Origin of the sequence: Luteibacter sp., from assembly GCF_051958795.1 — a bacterium.
GTDB lineage: Bacteria > Pseudomonadota > Gammaproteobacteria > Xanthomonadales > Rhodanobacteraceae > Luteibacter.
In genome coordinates this window covers 1-17,728 of sequence record NZ_JBQCFT010000358.1, presented here as the reverse complement: position 1 = coordinate 17,728, position 17,728 = coordinate 1, and the positions used below count along the sequence as shown (strand labels likewise).

General features: G+C 67.3%; 6 protein-coding genes. All 6 read right to left on the bottom strand.

What is annotated here, in order from left to right; genetic code table 11:
- Window positions 1-104: 104 nt before the first annotated feature.
- A complete protein-coding gene (locus tag ACTHLF_RS18990) occupies window positions 105-353 on the bottom strand; it encodes a hypothetical protein (RefSeq protein ID WP_440329442.1) in 249 nt (82 codons plus the stop codon).
- 187 nt (window positions 354-540) lie between these two features.
- The gene (locus ACTHLF_RS18985) at window positions 541-2,676 is read right to left on the bottom strand and encodes an HlyD family efflux transporter periplasmic adaptor subunit (protein WP_440329440.1); all 2,136 of its coding nucleotides are present in this window, start codon (window positions 2,674-2,676) and stop codon (window positions 541-543) included.
- Window positions 2,673-4,052, bottom strand: a complete 1,380-nt coding sequence (locus ACTHLF_RS18980) for an efflux RND transporter periplasmic adaptor subunit (protein ID WP_440329438.1) — start codon at window positions 4,050-4,052, stop codon at window positions 2,673-2,675. The genes ACTHLF_RS18985 and ACTHLF_RS18980 overlap by 4 nt, the downstream gene beginning before the upstream one ends.
- A gap of 4 nt (window positions 4,053-4,056) precedes the next feature.
- Window positions 4,057-4,809, bottom strand: a complete 753-nt coding sequence (locus ACTHLF_RS18975; RefSeq protein WP_440329436.1) for an efflux RND transporter periplasmic adaptor subunit — start codon at window positions 4,807-4,809, stop codon at window positions 4,057-4,059.
- A gap of 23 nt (window positions 4,810-4,832) precedes the next feature.
- Window positions 4,833-6,752, bottom strand: coding sequence for a TolC family protein (locus tag ACTHLF_RS18970; protein ID WP_440329434.1), 1,920 nt, complete (start codon window positions 6,750-6,752; stop codon window positions 4,833-4,835).
- A gap of 27 nt (window positions 6,753-6,779) precedes the next feature.
- Window positions 6,780-17,726 (bottom strand): VCBS domain-containing protein, encoded by a 10,947-nt coding sequence (locus ACTHLF_RS18965; RefSeq protein ID WP_440329432.1) that lies wholly within the window; start codon window positions 17,724-17,726, stop codon window positions 6,780-6,782.
- Window positions 17,727-17,728 lie beyond the last annotated feature (2 nt).

The following is a 17,728-nucleotide window of genomic DNA, read 5'->3' as shown; positions in this document are numbered from 1 at the left end:
TCTCGCCGTATCCGTTGGGGGGGCGCTGTGGGCGGGTTGGGGTGTCCACAAACCCCCAACCGCCCCCACCCCCGCTCCCACATGTCTTTTTGATGATTGGGGGTTTAGCAGTACCGAGCTTTCAGCTGCCCAACGGTCAGCGGGCTTTCGGTCGGGTCCATCGCCTGCATCACCAGCCATTCACAGAAGGTCGAGGTGTTGACGGGGAGATCGCAGCTGACATGGCGCTCGAGGGAATCGATCACGTCCTCCGGGAGATCCAGCACCCGGGTGGTGTCATTCACGCCTGCACAGCTCTCCAGGATCATGGAAAGGGGGGCCATCGGTTCGATGCGTGCAGCGGCCAGCGCCATGGTCGGTTCCTCGCGTAGGTCTTGGGCATATCTACCCTGATTACATGACGGACCGGCGCGAAAAATGTGACAAATCGCCGTTAACAACCGGCCGGCCCGATGGAACAGGCCCCGTGGGGCCTGCGGGATAGCCTGCTCCTGCCTACCTTTCGCCATCCCGTCCCGGAGCTTTCGGTTCGCGTACGTATCAGCCGTCTTTGCCCAGGCCAGTCTGCTGCAACAGGATCAGCAGGGTGCTATCGATCCAGCGGCGGGCGTAGCTCTCGCGTTTGCCGGTTAAGTGCACCGTGGCGAGTTGCTCGCTGGGGACCGGGGTGGCGCTCTCGCCTTCCACGCGCACCCGGTACCACACGGCGGCGGGGCGGAGTTCCTTCGGCGGGGCCGTGGGGTTCAGCGGGATCGGGCCGCCGCGTTCTTTCGCGAGGGCCAGGCTCGGCAGGTGCTCGAGGGCACCGTTGTCGATGGTCACGACCTTGCCATGCAGCGGCGTGGCCGAACCCTTCGGAAATACAGTGGCCTCGCTGCCGAGCGACAGGCGCGCGCGGTAGGCTTCGGAGACGAGCGCCTCGACGCGCCAGCGCGAGCCACCCACGATCGTGGCCATGCGCGCGCTGGTCGAAACCCAGCTACCCGCGCGGAGCGTTTCATCGAGATCGCGCACCACGCCATCCGCCGCGGCGACGATCCGCAGCCGGTGCAGTTCCGCCGTGCTCGCCAGCTTCTGCGCGTCGTACTGCTCGGCCATGCGGTCGGCAACGACCTGCTTGGCCACGCCATCGCGATCCAGCGCCGAGGCGCCACGCGCGGCGGATTCATACGCCTCGCGCAACGCGTCCGCCTTAGCACCCTCATCCTGCGGCGTTGGCGCGGAGAGCTCGAACAACACCTCGCCACGCTTCACCGCCTGGCCTTCGTGCACCAGCACCTTGTCCATCTGCGCGGGATACGGCGTGAACACCGGCTGCTCGAAGCCCGATTCCACGACGCCATCGCCCTTGATCGATGCCGACCACGGCACCAGCAACACCAGCGCCACCGCGCCGATGCCGATGAGCCAGCGGCGGGCCACGGGCCAGCGGATCTCGGCGCGGCGCTGCCACCACACACGGGCTTCGTACTGCATGGGTTTCACCACGAACGTCAGGATTTCCACGAGGAACAGGATCAGGCCCATCGCCTTGAAGAAGGCGTGGTAGACCACGACGGCGATGCCCACGAACAACGTGAGTCGGTACAGCCAGGTCGTAAACGCAAAGCCGGTAAGAAACGCGGCAAACGGCTTCGACACCGCATCCGGCCGCGGATCCTCGATACCGAGGAAGGTGCGCCGTACCCAGCGCTTCGCCCAGCGCCCTGCCCGCTCGTGCAGGCCCGGGTAATCGAGCGCATCGGCCAGGATAAAGTAGCCATCGAAGCGCATGAACGGGCTCGCGTTCACCGCGATCGTCAGCACCCACGCGGTGGTGCCGAGGAAGAACAGCGCATTGCGGAAGTTGCCATCCGGCGCGAACGACCACAGCAGCGTGCACCACGCCGCGAGCACCAGCTCGGCCATCACGCCGGCGGAAGCGATCGCGAGGCGCTTCTGCGAGCGCTCCAGCTTCCAGCTCTCGCCCGTGTCCGTATACGCCATCGGCCACATCACCAGCAGCGCGACGCCCATGTGGCCGACGCGCACGCCGTGCTTCGTCGCCATGAACGCATGGCCGAACTCATGCCAGCATTTGGAAAACACCAGCGCGCCAGCGAAGGCGAACACGCCATCCCAGGTCAGCGCACCGCGCAGGTTCGCCTGCACGACATCCCACTGGCGCGCGGCGAAGACCAGGCCGAGCACGGCGGCGAGCAGCGTCACCATCAGGAAACGCGTGGTGAACATCCACTGGATCCACGGCAGCATCTTCGCGAGGAAACGCTGCGGCCGGACCAGCGGCACACGGATGAACAGGTAGTTCTGCAGCAGCCAATGGCCCAGCGAGGTCGTGCGCTTGGGGGTGGCGCTGCGCAGCAGCTGTTGCTGCTTCAGGAACATCGCGAACTCGACGACGTCATCCGGCTCGGCCTGCAAGGTCGTCGATGCGGTGATCGCCTCCGCGATGGCCGCCGGATCGGCGAGACCCCAGTGCTGCAGGATCTCGAATTCCAGCCAGCCGATACGGAAGAACTGGTTGCGCACCGGATCGGACAGATGCCACGCCGGCGAACCATCGCGGTTGCGGCCCGCGGCGTGGATATCCAGCTCCTCGCGCAACAGCGGCCACGGCAACGCCGGACCCGCGTCGATGCCGGCGCCGCTGGCGGCCATGGCGGCCGCCGCGTTCATACCCCGCCCCAGGCCCGCACGGTGGCGATCGGGCGGCGCAGCAGCAGGTAGCCCAGCACGTTCCAGTGGCCGGAGACGCGCGCGGTGCCCTGCAGGCCGATGCGCGCCGCCGCAGCGTCGCCATCCACCGTGCCACGCAGCACGTAGCTCGCCACGCCGGTCGGCGATTCCACCGGCTGGTAGCCGGCATAGTCGAGGCGCGCGCCGACCGGACTGAGCGGTGCGACCTTCAGGAACACCGTCATCGGCGCCCCGCTCTCCAGGTTGGTCGGCTCACCCACCGGGGCCCACGCACGCACACCCAGTGTATGCGGGTCGGCGAGCAGGCCGATGCGTTCGCCGGTCTGCACCGGGCGGCCGGCCCAGTCATCCGGGTCGGAGTACACGAACACGCCATCGGCGGTCGCGCGGATCTCCAGCTTTTCCACTTCGCGCTGCAGCGAAGCGACATCCACCTCGCGCTCGTGCAGCTTGCCCTCGGCCATGCCGAGGTCGGCCTTCGCGTTCTGGCTTTCAATCGCCTGCTGCGCGGCCTGGTGCATTTCCACGTTCGCCGTCGCGAGCTCGGCTTGGGCGACCGCCAGCTTGTTGCGCAGCGTGGTGTCGTCCAGCTCGGCGAGCACCTGGCCGGCCTTCACCGACGCATTCGGCGCAACGACCATGCGCCGGATCACGCCCTCGCGCGGCGAGGCAATGACCTGGCTATGCAGCGAGATGATCTCGGCCGGCACCAGCGTGTACTCGCGCACCAGGAGCAGCAGCACGACCAGCAGGCCGGCGAGGATATAGCGCCAGCGCTTGCCACTCGTCGCCGCACGCCACCAGCGCTGCACGCGTGACGGGCGCGCCACCAGCGACCACCACGCGTAGCCGTACAGACCGGCCATCTGCAGCAGCGCGAATTCGTCGCCATCGGACGTCAGCGTGGTCGGCCACGACTCGTCGCGGCCAAGGAACAGCAACGCGCCGACGGACTGGTCGGGCCCGACCAGCGGAAGTACCCAAACATGTGCCGGGAACCATTCGCTCCAGCCCGCGGCGAGGTCGTCATCGAGCAGGTCCGGCGAAAGCGGCAGCACGCGCGCGTTCCCCGGCAGCTCGGCACAACGCGCCGCCACCGCCTTCGCAACGCCTGAAAGCCACAACGCATACGGCGTATTCGGATCCACATCCGCCAGGCCGGAATGCGCCACCAGGCGCGGCGGCCGCGCGGCAGGCAGCACCACCAGCGCCGCCTGGCGGTAATCCACCAGCAGGCGTGTGTCGTTGCAGGCGGCGAAACCGAGTTCGGCGGCGGTCGCCGCCGCCTCCACGCGCGAGGCAAGCGCGTAGAAGCGCGACGACGCCGGCGTCGTGGCGGCAGGCTTGGCGGTCATGCGCTCAGCCCTTGCCCGGCGCGGCGCGACCGCTCATGCCCGGCAGCACCTGGCTGGTATCGCCGGTGAAATCCGCTTCGATCTCGATGGTCTGGCTCACCGCATCCACGCGCCCGCTCAGGCGGGTCACCGTGAGCTGGTAGTGCGCGCCGGTTTCATCCACGGTCGCATCGAGGTGCGCACCCGGCTTCAGCCAGCTGATCCAGTTGGAAGGCACGTTGAGGCGCGCCTTGGGCGTGCCGGTGCCGACGAGGTCGACCACCGGAGCGCCTGCACCCACGCCCTGCCCTTCCTTCACGTGCACACGCGCAACGCGGCCATCGAACGGTGCCACGAAGCGGCACTGCGCGATCTGCGCGTTGATGATGCCGAGCTGGCCCTTGGTCCGGTTGACGTCGGCGGCGGTGAGTTCCACCTCCAGCGCGGCAGCGGACTGCAGGCCCTGCAGCTTGGCCTTCGCTTCGTAGCGCAGCTGCGCGGCCTTGTATTCCGCATCGGCGGCATCGCGCTTGGCGGTCAGGTCGCTGCAGTCGAACGCGACCATCACCTTGCCCTTCGCCACGCTATCGCCCAGCTGCACGTACACGCGCGCGACGCGGCCCGGCGCGGCCGCGGACATCGGGCTCTCCTGGTCGGCGACGACCAGGAAACGCACCGGCGCCTGCGTACCCGCCGCGGGGGCCACGGGGGCACCCACGGCGGCGGAACTAACGATGCCAAGCGCAAGGACAGCCGGCAGCCACATCGAGGTCTTCATGTCTTTCGGGTTCTACGTGTGAATTACGGGGTGTTGGCCGCGGCCGTTTCCGGGGCGGCGGAGAGCTGGCGGAGCTGGTCGAGCACCGAGAGCACGGCCGCCTCGGCCAGCGCGCTCACCGAACGGGTGGTCGCGTCGTCCGGCAGGTAGCTCTGGTAGCTCTGCTTCATCAGCTGGCGGCCACCCTTGTCCTGCACGGTCACGTCCCACACCGCACGCGTCGCTGCGCGACCACGCGTGGCGCTGTAGCGCAGGTCGACGGCGAGGCTGTCATTGCCGTTGCCGAGTGCCAGGCGGTTACCGGTGAGCACGCTGCCGACGGCATCGCGCACGGCGGCACCATCCACCTTCGCCGGCAGGCCGGAGACGCTCAGCGAGAAGGGGCGATCGACATGGGCCACGTCGACGACCTGGGTGAACACGTGCTTCTCGCCCTCGACCAGGCTGGTCTGGATCGCGCGCGACAGCGTCGCCACGTCGCTGCCCGACACCTGTTCCGGCATCAGGTCGATGCCCACCGAGTTCAGCACGCGGCCATAGGCCGACTGCGCGGCGGCATACGACGAGGCTTCCTGGAAGCGCGAGACGAGCGAACGGGCGCGGGTGCGCAGGGTTTCGAGGTCGCTGGTCAGCTGGTTGTCCGAACCGGCGCGGGCGACGCTGGCCAGGCGCTGGTCGACGCTGGCCGACTCGAGCGCGAGGCTGTGGTCGTACATGGCCAGCTTGTAACGCTCGACCGAAACGCGGACCTGGGTGATCACGGCCATGCTCAGCGCCATGCGCCGCGCATCGTCGACCTCCATGCGTGCCTTGTTCGCGCGCTTGATCGCCGGGATGCCGGCGAGGCGCACGAGGTTCATGGACATGCTCAGGCCGCCCTGGGTCCAGTTCTCGTTGTACAGGTACTTGTTGGAGTCGTAGCCAATTCCTCCGAACAGGTTGAGGTTCGGGAACAGCGCGGTGATCTGCTTCTTCGCTTCCAGCGCGTCGATGCGGGTCTTGTAGTCTTCCTCACGCAGTTCCGGGCGCTGTTCCAGGGCCATCTGCTCGAGCTGGTCGATGCTGGACGGCAGCGGTGCGAGCGCACCTTCGCTGGTATCGGCCAGGGTGAAGTCGGTACCCGGGGCGAGGTTCATCAGCGCGGCGAGCTCGCGCTTGGCGAATTCCATCTCCTGGCGCTTCTGCGTCACCAGGCTCATCGCATCGAGCAGCGCGCGCTGGTATTCCAGGCCCTCCACCGGGGGAAGGATGCCGGCACGTTCGGCCTGGCGGGTCTTCTCCAGCGCGGCGTTGATGTTGTCGGCCACGCTGGTCGCCTCGCCGAGCAGGCGCTGCGCACCCAGCGCGCGCCAGTAGGCATCACGCGTGTCCTGCACGATGTTCTGCAGCACCTTGCGGCGGCGCTCGTCGGTGACGTTCACGTCTTCCGCGGCCTGCTTCGCACGGAAGTAGCTCAGGCCGAAGTCGAGCACATCCCACGAGAGCGTGGCATCGCCGAGCAGGTGGGCGCGCTCTTCCGAGGTCGAGGGGCGCAGCGAGACGATGCGGTCCTCGATGCCGATGCTGGTGCCACCCGAGTCATTGCTGCGCCAGCGGTAACCGGCATCAGCGGTGAGCTTCGGCAGCATGTCCAGCTTCGACACGTCGAGCAGGCCTTGCGACAGCGCCGTCTCCATCAGCTTCAGGCGGTAATCCAGGTTGTACTTCAGCGAGCGCGCCATGACGTCGGAGAGCGTGAGCGCGCCGTTCAGCGGCTCCTGGCCCTTGTACATGGCGGCCGTGTCGTTGCGGACGCGGGTGGCGATCTCGTCATGCGTCAGCGGCTTCGGCTTCACCGCGCCGCAACCGGCCAGAAAAACAGCAATCGCCACCGAGGCGGCGAGCGGGGCGAAACGCAGCGGGGAACGCGACATGGTGGTGTTCATCGGGTCAAGGTGGGACATGGGTCAGGCAATCCTTAGGGCGCGCAATCAGTGGCGTGGCTGTGTGGTGGGCACGGCGGCGATCTCGGGGGCCTTGGCCTTCGCCATGGCCGCGATGCGGGCCGATAGCGAGGGCGCGCCGCCCGGGGTGCTCGCCGGTGGCGGCACGTGGATAGCCACGGGCACCTGCGGCGGTTCGTGCGAAGCGTGCGGTGCCGTGTGCGCCGCGTGCTTCGCGTGGTCCTTTTCGTGATGCTGGTGGTGCTTGTCGTCCGCATGCTTCTCCGCCAGCTTCGCGGGAGCGAACGGCGAGAAGTCGTCCCACAGCGGGCTGTGGTCGCGGGCGAAGTCGTTGTCGCCGACGCGGCGCTGCGCTTCGATGTCCTCGAGGAGCTTCTGCGAGAACTCGACGCCATCCGGCAGCACGAACAGGCCCGGCTCCCAAGCCTGGCGGATATCCCGCTGGGTGTGGTCGTAGCCGATCGGCCAGATCTCGTCGCCCTGGCGGGCCTGGATCGGAGGCGTCGTGCCATGGATGGTGATGGTCAGCGTGGCGGTGCTGGTGTCGCCGTCGGCATCGGTGATCGTGTAGACGAACACTTCGCTCAGCGTGCGCGAGGCATCGAGCGAGCTCACCTTCGGGTTGGTCACGTCGAGCTTGTAGCTGTAGCTGCCATCCGGGTTGAGCACGAGGGTGCCGTAAGCACCGACGCTGTTGCCGCCGATCACGCCCGCCGCGCCGGTGTTCTGCGAGGAGACGCCCGTGACCGGGCCGCCCGCCGCCGCACCATCCGCGCCGATACGGTCATCGCCGACGTAGACGTTACCGCTGGCCGAGGTCTGGCCGCCGTCCTGGATGATCGTGGCCGTGTCGTCATGCGCCGCCGGCACATCGTTGGCGATATCCACCACGAGCGTGCCGTTTGACGTGCCGCCGCCGCGATCGACCACGGTCAACGCGATCGTATCGGTGCTGTCGGGGCCGTTCTGGTTGACCGCGTGGTCCAGCGTGTACGTGTAGGTGATCGTGCCCGCGGTCGGGACGCCACCATTGGTCGCGGTCGGCTGGAAGCCGGTGAGCACCAGCGTGCCTTCCGGCGTGTGGATCGTCACCGGATGGCCACCCGAAAGCTGGCCGAGCTGGTCGGCCGTGAGCGTGGTGCCGCCGATGGTGACGCTCGCCAGGCCGTCGTCCGCCGTCACGGTGAGCGTGCCGGTGGTGGTCTGGCTGCCATCGTGATTCACGAGGCCGCCCTCGTGCACCGTGGCGTGGCCGGTCGCGGAGCCGTTGCCATCCACCGCGCCGATCGTCGGCGTGCCGTCGGTACGGCCGTGGATGGTGATCGTCAGCGTGGTCGTGCTGCGGTCACCGTCCGCGTCCGTGATCGTGTACGTGTAGGTCTCGGTGAGCGTGCCACCGTCCTTCAGCGCGTTGACCACCGGGTTCGCGTTATCCACCGCGTAGCTGTAGCTGCCGTCGGCGTTGAGTGTGAGCGTGCCGTACTGGCCCGCGACGCCCGTGCCGACATGACCGCTGACCGGACCGCCGGCGTTGCCCGCCTGCACGCCGGTAACCGGCGTCGCGGTCGCATCCGCGCCCACGCGGTCCGGCACATCGCCGTGCGTGCTCCCGGTGACGACGTTGCCGGTGAGCGGCGCGCCGTCCTCGTTGACGTCGCCACGGTCCGCGTTCGCGGTCGGTGCGTCGTTGACGATATCGACCTGCAGCGTGCCCGTGGAGACACCGCCGCCCGCGTCGTTCACCACCAGCGCGATGTCGTCCGTGCTGTCCGCGGTGTGCTGCGTGACGGCGTGATCCAGCGTGTACGTGTACGTGATGGTGCCCGCGGTCGTCGTCGTGCCGTTGGTCGCCGTGACCACGTAGTCGGTCAGCACCAGCGTGCCATCCGGCGTGTGGATCGTGACCGGCGTACCGCCGTGCAGGGCGTCGAGCTGCGCCGAGGTCAGTACGGTGCCGCCGATGCTGACGCTCGTCAGGCCGTCGGCCGCGGAGACGTCGATCGTGCCGCCGGTGACCTGGCTGCCACTGCTGTCGGTCAGGCCGGCCTCGTGGACGGTGGCGTGGCCTGCGGCCGCGCCATTACCATCAACCGGCACGATCGAAGGCACGCCATCGGTGTGGCCGTGGATCGTGATGGTCAGCGTGGTCGTGCTGGTGTCGCCATCGGCGTCGGTGATCGTGTACGAGTACGTCTCGGTGAGCGTGTCGCCATCCTTCAGCGCGTTCACCGCGGCGTTGGTGTTGTCCACGGCGTACGTGTAGCCACCGTTCGCATCGAGCGTGAGCGTGCCATAGCTGCCGGCCACGCCGCCCGGGCCGATACCGCCGGTGACCGTGCCCGTGGTGATACCGGCCTGGACGCCCGTGACCAACGTCGGTGCATCGGCACCCGCGCGGTCGGCCACATCGCCAGCGCCGGCACCGGCGCCGCCGAGCACGTTGCCGGTCGCATCCGCACCGTCTTCGTTCACGTCGGCGTGGTCGGCGTTCGCCGTGGGCACGTCGTTCATGATCGTCACGATGAGCTTGCCGCCCGTCGTGGTGGTGCCACCCGCGTCCGTGATATCGAGCGAGATGGTGTCGTTGATGGACGCCGCCCCGTGCTGGTCGTGCGTACCGGCCAGCGTGTACGTGTACGAGAGGGTGCCGCCGCGGGGCGTCGTGCCAAGCATGCCGCTCGGGGTGAAGCTGGTGAGTTCGAGCGTGCTGCCGTCGGGCGTGGTGATCGTCACGGTGTGGCCGGGGCCGAGCGCGGCGAGGTCGGCCGCCGTCAGTACCTGGCCGCCCACGGTGATGCTATCGAGGCCGTCGGCCGCGACGATATCCAGCGAATCGGAGACGCTCTTGCCCTCGCCCGTCGGGCCGTCGGTCGTCAGACCGGATTCCCATACCGTCGCGTCGCCGCCGGCGCTGTTCACGCCATTGCCGTCGTGCGGCGTGATCGAAGGCGCGCCATCGGTCTTGCCGTGGATCGTGATCACCAGCGTGGCAGTGCTGGTGTCGCCGTCCGCGTCGGTAATCGTGTAGTGGAAGGTTTCGGTGAGCTGCTCACCGTCCTTCAGCGCGTTCACCTTGGCATTGGTGTCATCCAGCTCATAGCTGTACGAACCATCGGCGTTCAGCGTGAGCTTGCCGTAATCACCAGCCAGGCCGGTGCCGACGGTGCCGGCGACATCGCCACCGGTCTTGTTGGCAATCACGCTGGTCACGGTTGCCCCATCCGCACCCACGCGGTCGGCGACATCGCCCGGGCCAGCGCCCGCGCCACCGATCACGTTGCCGGCCAGCGCGTGGCCGCTGTCTTCGGTGACGTCGCCGGTATCGTTATGCGCGGTCGGCGCATCGTCGATGATGGTGACGACGAAGTCCGAGGTCGGACCGGTGACGCCGGTCACGTCCTTCACCGAGAACTGGAAGGTCATGGCGCTGTCGTCGCCAGGGACGTGAGGTGCGGATCCCAGGTCAAAGCGGTACGAGAGCTTGCCTACGGTCATCTGCCCGCCCACCGACGACGTCACTTCGAAGCCGGTGATGTTCAGCGTGCCGATGGGCGTTCCGATACCGTAGCCCACCTGGTGATTCGCCAGGCGCGCCAGGTCGGCCGATGAGAACGTGAAGGCCAGCTGGCCGTTGTAGTACAGGTTGACGCTGTCGAGCCCGTCACCCGCGGTCACTTCAATCGTGCCACTGGTGGTGGCGCCACCCGGCATGTCGACCAGGCCGGCCTCGTACACGGTGGCATCGCCCTTCGCGGCGCCGTTGTTGTCCTTCGCCGTCACGCCAGGGGTACCGTCGGTGTGGCCGTGGATCGTGATCGTCAGCGTCGTCGTACTGGTGTCGCCGTCCTTGTCGGTGATCGTGTACGAGAAGGTCTCGGTCTTCGTGTCACCGTCCTTCATCGCGTTGATCGCGGGATCGTTGTTGTGCAACGCGTAGCTGTAGCTGCCATCGGCGTTGAGCGTGAGGTCGCCCCATGCGCCAGCCACGGCACCTGCAACGCCGCCGGTGACCGGACCGCTCGCCGTACCCGCCTGCACGCCAGTGACGGTAGCGTTCTTGTCCGCACCCTGGCGGTCGGCGACATCGCCCGCGCCCGGGGTCGTGCCGGCACCACCGATCACGTTGCCTGTCGCCGCCGCGCCGTCTTCGGTGACATCCGCATGGTCGGCGTTCGCCGTCGGCACGTCATCGATGATCGTGACGACGAGCGTACCGGTGCTGGTGCCGCCGCCGGCATCGAGCACGCTGAGGTTGATCGTCTCGTTGCCGTGGTCGCTGTTTGCCTGGTTCAGCGCGCCACCGAGCGTGTACGTGTAGCTCAGCGTACCCTTGGTCGGCACGCCGCCGACCGAGTCGGTCACGCTGAAGCCCTTCAGCAGCAGCGTGCTGCCGTTGTCAGTGGTGATCGTGACGGGGTTGCCGCTGGTCAGCGCCTTCAGCTGGGTCACCGTCAGCGTTACGCCCTTTACGGTGACGCTGGTCAGGCCATCCAGGGCGACGATGTCGAGCGTGCCATCCACGCTCTTGCTTTCGCCCGGCGTGCCATCAGTCGTCAGGCCGGCTTCCCACACGGTGACGTCACCGCCGAACGGTGCGTTGCCGCCGTCATGCGGCGTCACCGAAGGCGTACCGTCGGTGTTGCCGTGGATCGTGATGGTCAGCGTGGTGGTGCTGGTATCGCCGTCGCTGTCCTTGATCGTATAGGTGAAGGTTTCGGTCAGCGGCGCGCTGGTCGTCTTAAGCGCGTTGACCGTCGCATTGGTCGGGTCCAGCGTGTATGTATAGGTGCCGTCAGCGTTCAGCTTGAGCGTGCCGTACGTGCCCGCCACGTTGCCGCCAACGCCACCGCTCACCGGGCCGGTCACATTGCCGGCCTTCACGCCGGTCACCGGGGTGGCACCCGGGTCATCGGCGCCCAGGCGGTCCGCCGCGTCCTTCGGGCCGGAGCCCGTCACGACGTTGCCCGTCACCGGCGCGCCATCCTCGGTCACGTCAGCCTTATCCGCGTTGGCCTTGGGCGCGTCATCCACGATGTTCACCGTGATCGTGCCGTGGCCGACGAACGCCTCGCTGTCGCGGGTCTGGATGGTGATGACGTCGTTGCTGCTCGCCAGGCCCGGCTGGTTGACCTTGCCATCCAGCTGATAGTGGTACGTGAGCGTGGCCGTGCCGTCCATATTCACCGTGTAACCGGTGACGACCAGCGTGCCGTTCGGCGTGTGCAGGGTCTTGTCCGCGTCGGCGACGTGGCTCAGGTCCTGCAGCTGCGCCAGCGTCAGGGTGAGCGTGTTAGACCCGCTGCCCAGGGTGACGGTATCGAGGCTGTTGAACAGCGCGAAGGTCTCGGTACCGGTCACGCCCTGCGAACCGCTGCCATCGACCAGGCCGGCTTCCTTCACCTGCTCGCCGCTGGAGATCGTCACGTCGATGACGCGCGTGGTGACCAGCTTGTTATCCGTCGAACCGGCGGTGCCATCAGCGTAGCTGTAATGGTCGCCGACGGAGCCGGTGTAGTGGCCGTCGTTGTACGTCTTGTCGGCATCCAGCGTTGCCTGGTCCGGGCGGTCGCCGTGGTTGCCGAGGTCGTTCACCGAGAGCTGGACCTGGAACGTGCCGTTCCAGAGGCCGTTCTTGTCGGCGAGCGGCGTTCCGTTGGGCATCTTGATGCCCACGGTATTGATGGCGGCTTCCACGTCATCCACCGAGCCGGTGAACGTAATGGTGCTGCGGCCCTGGCCATCGGTGCCCACGGTGAACGTGGTGCCGTGATAGGAGCCGCCCGTGCCTGCAGCCACGCCGTTGACGGTATTGACCAGGAAACCCTGCGGCAGCGTGATCGTTGCCTGGATGGGCGCATCGCCGGCGTCCGGATCCGACAGCGTGATGTGCTGCAGCACGTAGGTGCCCGCGGCGTTCTCCGTCCCGGTGTTCTCGCCGTTGAGGCCGATCACGGTCGGGTTGTTCACCGACGAGGGGAACACCACGCGGTAATTGGAGGTGACGTTCTTCGAGAGGCTGCTATCGATCGCCGCATACGGGTCCACCGGCAACCCCGGCACGTTGGCCGTACCGGTGTTGTTGTCACCCGGGTTCGGGCCGCCGTTGGCGTTGTTCGAGCCATCGAGGTCACCGTTGGCATCGCGCAGGCGGTCATCCGCGACCACTTCCACGCGGTACGACTGGTCGACGTTGGTCAGCGCGCCACCGATGGAGACGTGCAGGCCGGCGAGATAGGCGTTGATCTGGTCGCGCGTGCCACGGATGACCAGCGCGGAATCCGTACCGTCGTACTTGCCGTCCACGATCGCACCGGCCGTGCCGGAGGTCGTGGAGTTCAGCACGATGTCCGCGTAGGCCGTCGAGGGGAGCGGCACGCCGTTGGCGTCGGTGATCCGCACCGTCACCTGCATGAAGTCCTTCTCGCCGGTCGTGATGCCGCCGGCATCCGTGACATCGACGTCGCCCACGGTGAATCCATCGACCGCCGTGCTGCCGCTGAGGTACACGGTACCGCTGCCGGCCGAAACGGTCGGTGCGTCGTTCACGGCATCAATGGTGATCGCAACCGTGATATCCGGCGGGTTGTTCGCCACGCTGCCGTTGCCGGTGTCGTCACCGATCGTCGAGCCGGTGTCGTCGAACTTCACGGTGAGCGTGACGTCACCCGCGGCGCCGCCGTTCTGGTCGTGGTTCGCGTCCTGGGCGCTCTGGTAGGTCAGGCCCTTGCCGACGCCCGCATTCAGCAGCGCCTGGATATCGCTCGCGAGGCCGGTGAGCACGAGGGTACCGGTGTTGTCGCCGCTGATCGTGACGCCATCCACCAGCGTATCGGCGCCGGTGCCACCGACGCCGAGCGTGCCCTGGTCCACGTGCAGGGTCACGGTGACCGGCGTGCCGAATGCCGCCGACTCCGCATCGCTCACGGTGAAGCCGCCGCCGATATAGGTGGGCTGGTCTTCCTTCGTGGTCACGGTACCCGGGCCGGTGAGCACGCCGGGATCATTGTCCTTCGAGGCGCGGATCACGACGGTGGCGGCCGAGAGGTTGCCATCCTTCGTGGGCACGGCCTGGCTGTACCAGTCGTATTCCGTGGTGTTGACCGCGGTCGTCGGCGTGCCGGTGCCCGGCGTCGTCGACTGGTTCTCGCTGCCGCCGTTGGCGCTGGCCGCGCCACCGGTGATCACGAGATTGCCGTTCGGATCGCGCTGGCGGTCGTCGGCGATGACCTGCACCTGATACTTCGCGTCGCGATCGGTCGAGAACGTGACGCTGAGGTCTTGCAGCGCCTTGTTGATGTCGTCGCGCGTACCGCGCACCACCAGGTAGCCGGCAACACCATTGTGCGCGGCATCCACGGTGATGCCGCCACCCATGGCGATGCTGACGTCGCTGTATTCGGCGGCAGTGAACGCCGATCCATCGGAATGCAGCAGGCGGACGACGACCTCGAGGTAATCCTGCGACGGATCCGAGTTCGCGTTGATATCCGGATCGGAGACGCTGAACCCGGGGATCTTGTTGTTAGCGGCCGTGTCGCTATCGATGTCGACGGGACCGGTCGGCGCCTTCACCACCGGGGCATCGTTCGCCGGCGTGGTGTAGATCCAGAACGAGTTGCCCGGCTGCTCCTTGTCACCATCGGACAGGGTGAAGCCGAACGTGTCGTCCGGGGTGTTGGAGTACGTGTGGTTGAGCGACTCGGTGCCGTCGTTGAGATAGTAGATGTATCCAGCGGCCACGTCGGCCTGGGTGAACGACGAGCCCGCGCCGAGGACATGGAAAGTCTTGCCGCCATCGGTGGAGCGCGCGATGCTGCCGTACTTCGGCGCGGACGTGATCGAGTACTGCACCTGCGTATCGGAGCTATCCGGGTCGTACGCCTGCAGCATGGCCGTGGTGATCTGGCCGTAGCCGCCTACCTTCACCGTCAGCGGGTTGTTCACCGGGTTGCCGCCGATGTTGTTCGGCGAACCCGCGTCGATGGTCGGGTCGGTCTGCGTCGGGTCCTTCGCAATCACCGGCGCATCGTTGACGTTGGTGATCTGGATGCCGACCGTGCCGGTCGACGCCGAATGCTGGCCCCAGCGGTCCACGGCTTCGACGGTGAAGCTGGTGTTGCGGACTTCGGAGCCGTCGCTGACGAAGCGCAGGCCGGTGGTCAGCGGATCGCCGGTGATGATCGACGCATCCAGGATCATGCCCTGCGTCACGTCGGTCCAGTGCGCGCCGTGGTCGGTCGAGTACTGCAGCTTGCCGCCTGTGGGCAGTGTGTTCACGACGAACCTGAGCGCGTTCGGGCCCGTGGCGTCGTTGTTGTAAGCGTAGTTGTTGCCGCCGCCCGGCAGCGTCGTGCCGCTCTCCAGGTACGACTGGCTGGTGGCATCGTCCGGGTCGCTGATGCCGAGCTGGCCGGTGGTGATCATGGCGGTTTCGCCTTCGCCGATCACCGTATTCGACGAGCCGGAAACCACCGGCAGGTCGTTCACCGGGTTCACGTAGATATCGAACGAAGGCGTCCACGTATCGGCGACGATCGTACCGTCCGGCTGCTGCACGGAGACACCAGCGGACACCGAGAAATTCGCCTTCAGGTGGAAGTTCTCGCCACCATCATGCTGGAAGCGGACGTTGCCCGCGTCGAGGTCCGCCTGGGTGAACGTGCCGTACTGGGCGATGTTCACCCACGTGCCACCCACCAGCTTCTGCAGCGTACCGCCGCCCGTGGTGCCCGCATCGTTGGTGAAGCCGAGGAAGGTGTAGACGACCTGCGACGAAGGGACGCCATCGGCGGTGTAGCTCAGGCCGGGCGTCGTGTGGAAATCGGTAGGGACGCCACCGGTCTTCGTGCCGTGCAGCAGGATCGTGCCGCCCTCGTCGACCGAGCCGATCGCGTTGCCACCCGGGTCCACGCCCGCGTAGGTCGAATCGTTGTGGGTGACGTTCGTGGTCGGCGGTTCGAAATTGCCGCCGTTGCCGCTCGTCGCGTTCACCAGGTGGATGGTGAACGTGTAGCTCTTGAGCGTGTCGGTCTTCAGGCCGCCGGTGTAATCGCCGCCGATGCGGGTGAACGTGGTGCCATCCGCGTTCCAGCGGAGCGCCGTGGTGTTGTCGACGATCTTGAAATTGAACGTGTCGACCTGCCCTGCCGTCGCGCCCGCGGTCTGTACGTACTGCACGCGGCCGGCCGTGATGTCGGCCATGGTAAATACCTGGCCCGGCTGCAGGTGCAGGCCGTTGAGCAGCAGGTAGCCGTGGGTCATTCCCGCGCCGTCGATGACGAAGCTCACGTTGCTCGGCGGCGAATCGACGTCGGAGGCGCCGATCATCTGCGGGGTCAGCTTGACCGTGTACGCGCCCTGGGCCGTACCGTCGCCGGCGGCCGTCACCGTCGCATCGCGCGTGCTGGCCGGGATCAGCGCCGGATCGTCATCGACCTCCTGCACGTGCAGGGTGATCGTGCCGTCGGTCGACGCCTTGACGCCGGTACCGCCGCCCTGATCGGTCACGCGGACGCCCAAGGTATCGGTGCCCTGCGTCTCGCTGCCGTCGTTGCTGTAGGTCAGCAGGTTGCGGTCGGCGTAATCGAACTGGTCGCCGACCTTCACGGCCACGCCGTTGTAGTACAGCGTGCCGTGCATCGGCAGCGCGGTGATCGTGATCGTCAGCGCCGTATCCTGCGGGTCACCGCCGGTCGTGGCCACGATGTACTGGCCGACATTACCCGTGTCCACTGCATTGGCCGGCTGGCCCTCGAAGACGTTACCGTCGCCACCGATCGTCGGCGCCTGGTTCTCCGGCACGATGTTCAGGGTGATGTGCACCGTATCCGACTTCGCGAGCGGCGTCGCGCCATCGTTTACGCGCGCGGTGAAACCGTCGTCGGTGTCCTGATCGGCGCCGGTGGCGGTGTGCACGTAGCGCACCTTGCCGTCGATCACATCCTGCTGGGTGAACACCGAGCCGATGCCGAGGCGCGTACCGGCGAGCGTCAGGTAGCCGTGGGCCGGGATGGCGGTGACGCTGTAGACGATCTGCGAGGGCGTCTGCGTGCCGAAGCTCACTTCCGGGTCGAGCGCGGCGAGCGTGTCCTTGGTGATCACGGTGCCGGCGCCGTTGTCGACTTCGGCGACGTTCTGCGTTGCATCGCCGACCACGACGGGATCGTTCGACGGCGTGATGTTCACGTCCTGCGACTTGGTCGCGGTGAGCCCCGAGGCGACATCCTTCACCGTCACGTCGACCGTGGTCTTCGCCGCGGTGTTGCCGATCTCGACGTCCGCCGCCACGAACTGCAGCTGGTTGAGCCAGTTTGCAGCGTCGGCGGCGGTGCCGGTGAACGTGAGGCTCGCACCGCTCACGTTGCCGTGGCCCTTGTCCAGCAGCGAACCCTTCGAGCTGTCGCCGACGGTGGCGGTCACGGTGACCTGGCCGGAGTCGGTGATGGTCCAGCCGCTGAGCGTGGCGTGGTCCGCGTCGGTCGCGTTGAGCGGGCTCGGCTCGGAGGCGCTGATCGACTTGGTAGTGGTATCGACCGTGGGCAATTCAAGCAGCCCGTCGTAGTCGAGCGCCAGCGTGCGCGCCTCGATGTGGCCGGTGCTGGTTTCCAGCACCCAGTTGCCACCGCGCGCGGCGGCACCGGTTTCATCGGTGGACGAAGCCACGTCGGCGCTGGTGAGCCGCGCCATCTCCGTGACCATCGCGGTGTCCTTGCCGGACACGTCGCAGCCGTAGAGCAGGATGTCGCCATCCTTCGTCATCGTGGAACCAACGTCACCCAGCTGGCGGGCGAAGCTGTCGATGTTCGCGGCCGTCACCGTGTCCGTGCCCAGCGAAATGGAATCGCTCGCACCGTGGCTGATGACGTGGATGGCACTGATGTCGTGCTCGCCGCGCAGGGCGTTGGCGAGCTGGTCCATGCCGGAGGACTTGTCGTCGATCACCACCACCTGGCTACCCTTCGGCAGCTGGGCCACGA

Excerpts from the sequence above, each read along its gene's own strand:
- ACTHLF_RS18985 (WP_440329440.1), bottom strand. The coding sequence starts at position 2,676 with ATGAACGCGGCGGCCGCCATGGCCGCCAGCGGCGCCGGCATCGACGCG.
- ACTHLF_RS18980 (WP_440329438.1), bottom strand. The coding sequence starts at position 4,052 with ATGACCGCCAAGCCTGCCGCCACGACGCCGGCGTCGTCGCGCTTCTAC.
- ACTHLF_RS18975 (WP_440329436.1), bottom strand. The coding sequence starts at position 4,809 with ATGAAGACCTCGATGTGGCTGCCGGCTGTCCTTGCGCTTGGCATCGTT.
- ACTHLF_RS18970 (WP_440329434.1), bottom strand. The coding sequence starts at position 6,752 with ATGTCCCACCTTGACCCGATGAACACCACCATGTCGCGTTCCCCGCTG.
- ACTHLF_RS18990 (WP_440329442.1), bottom strand. The coding sequence starts at position 353 with ATGGCGCTGGCCGCTGCACGCATCGAACCGATGGCCCCCCTTTCCATG.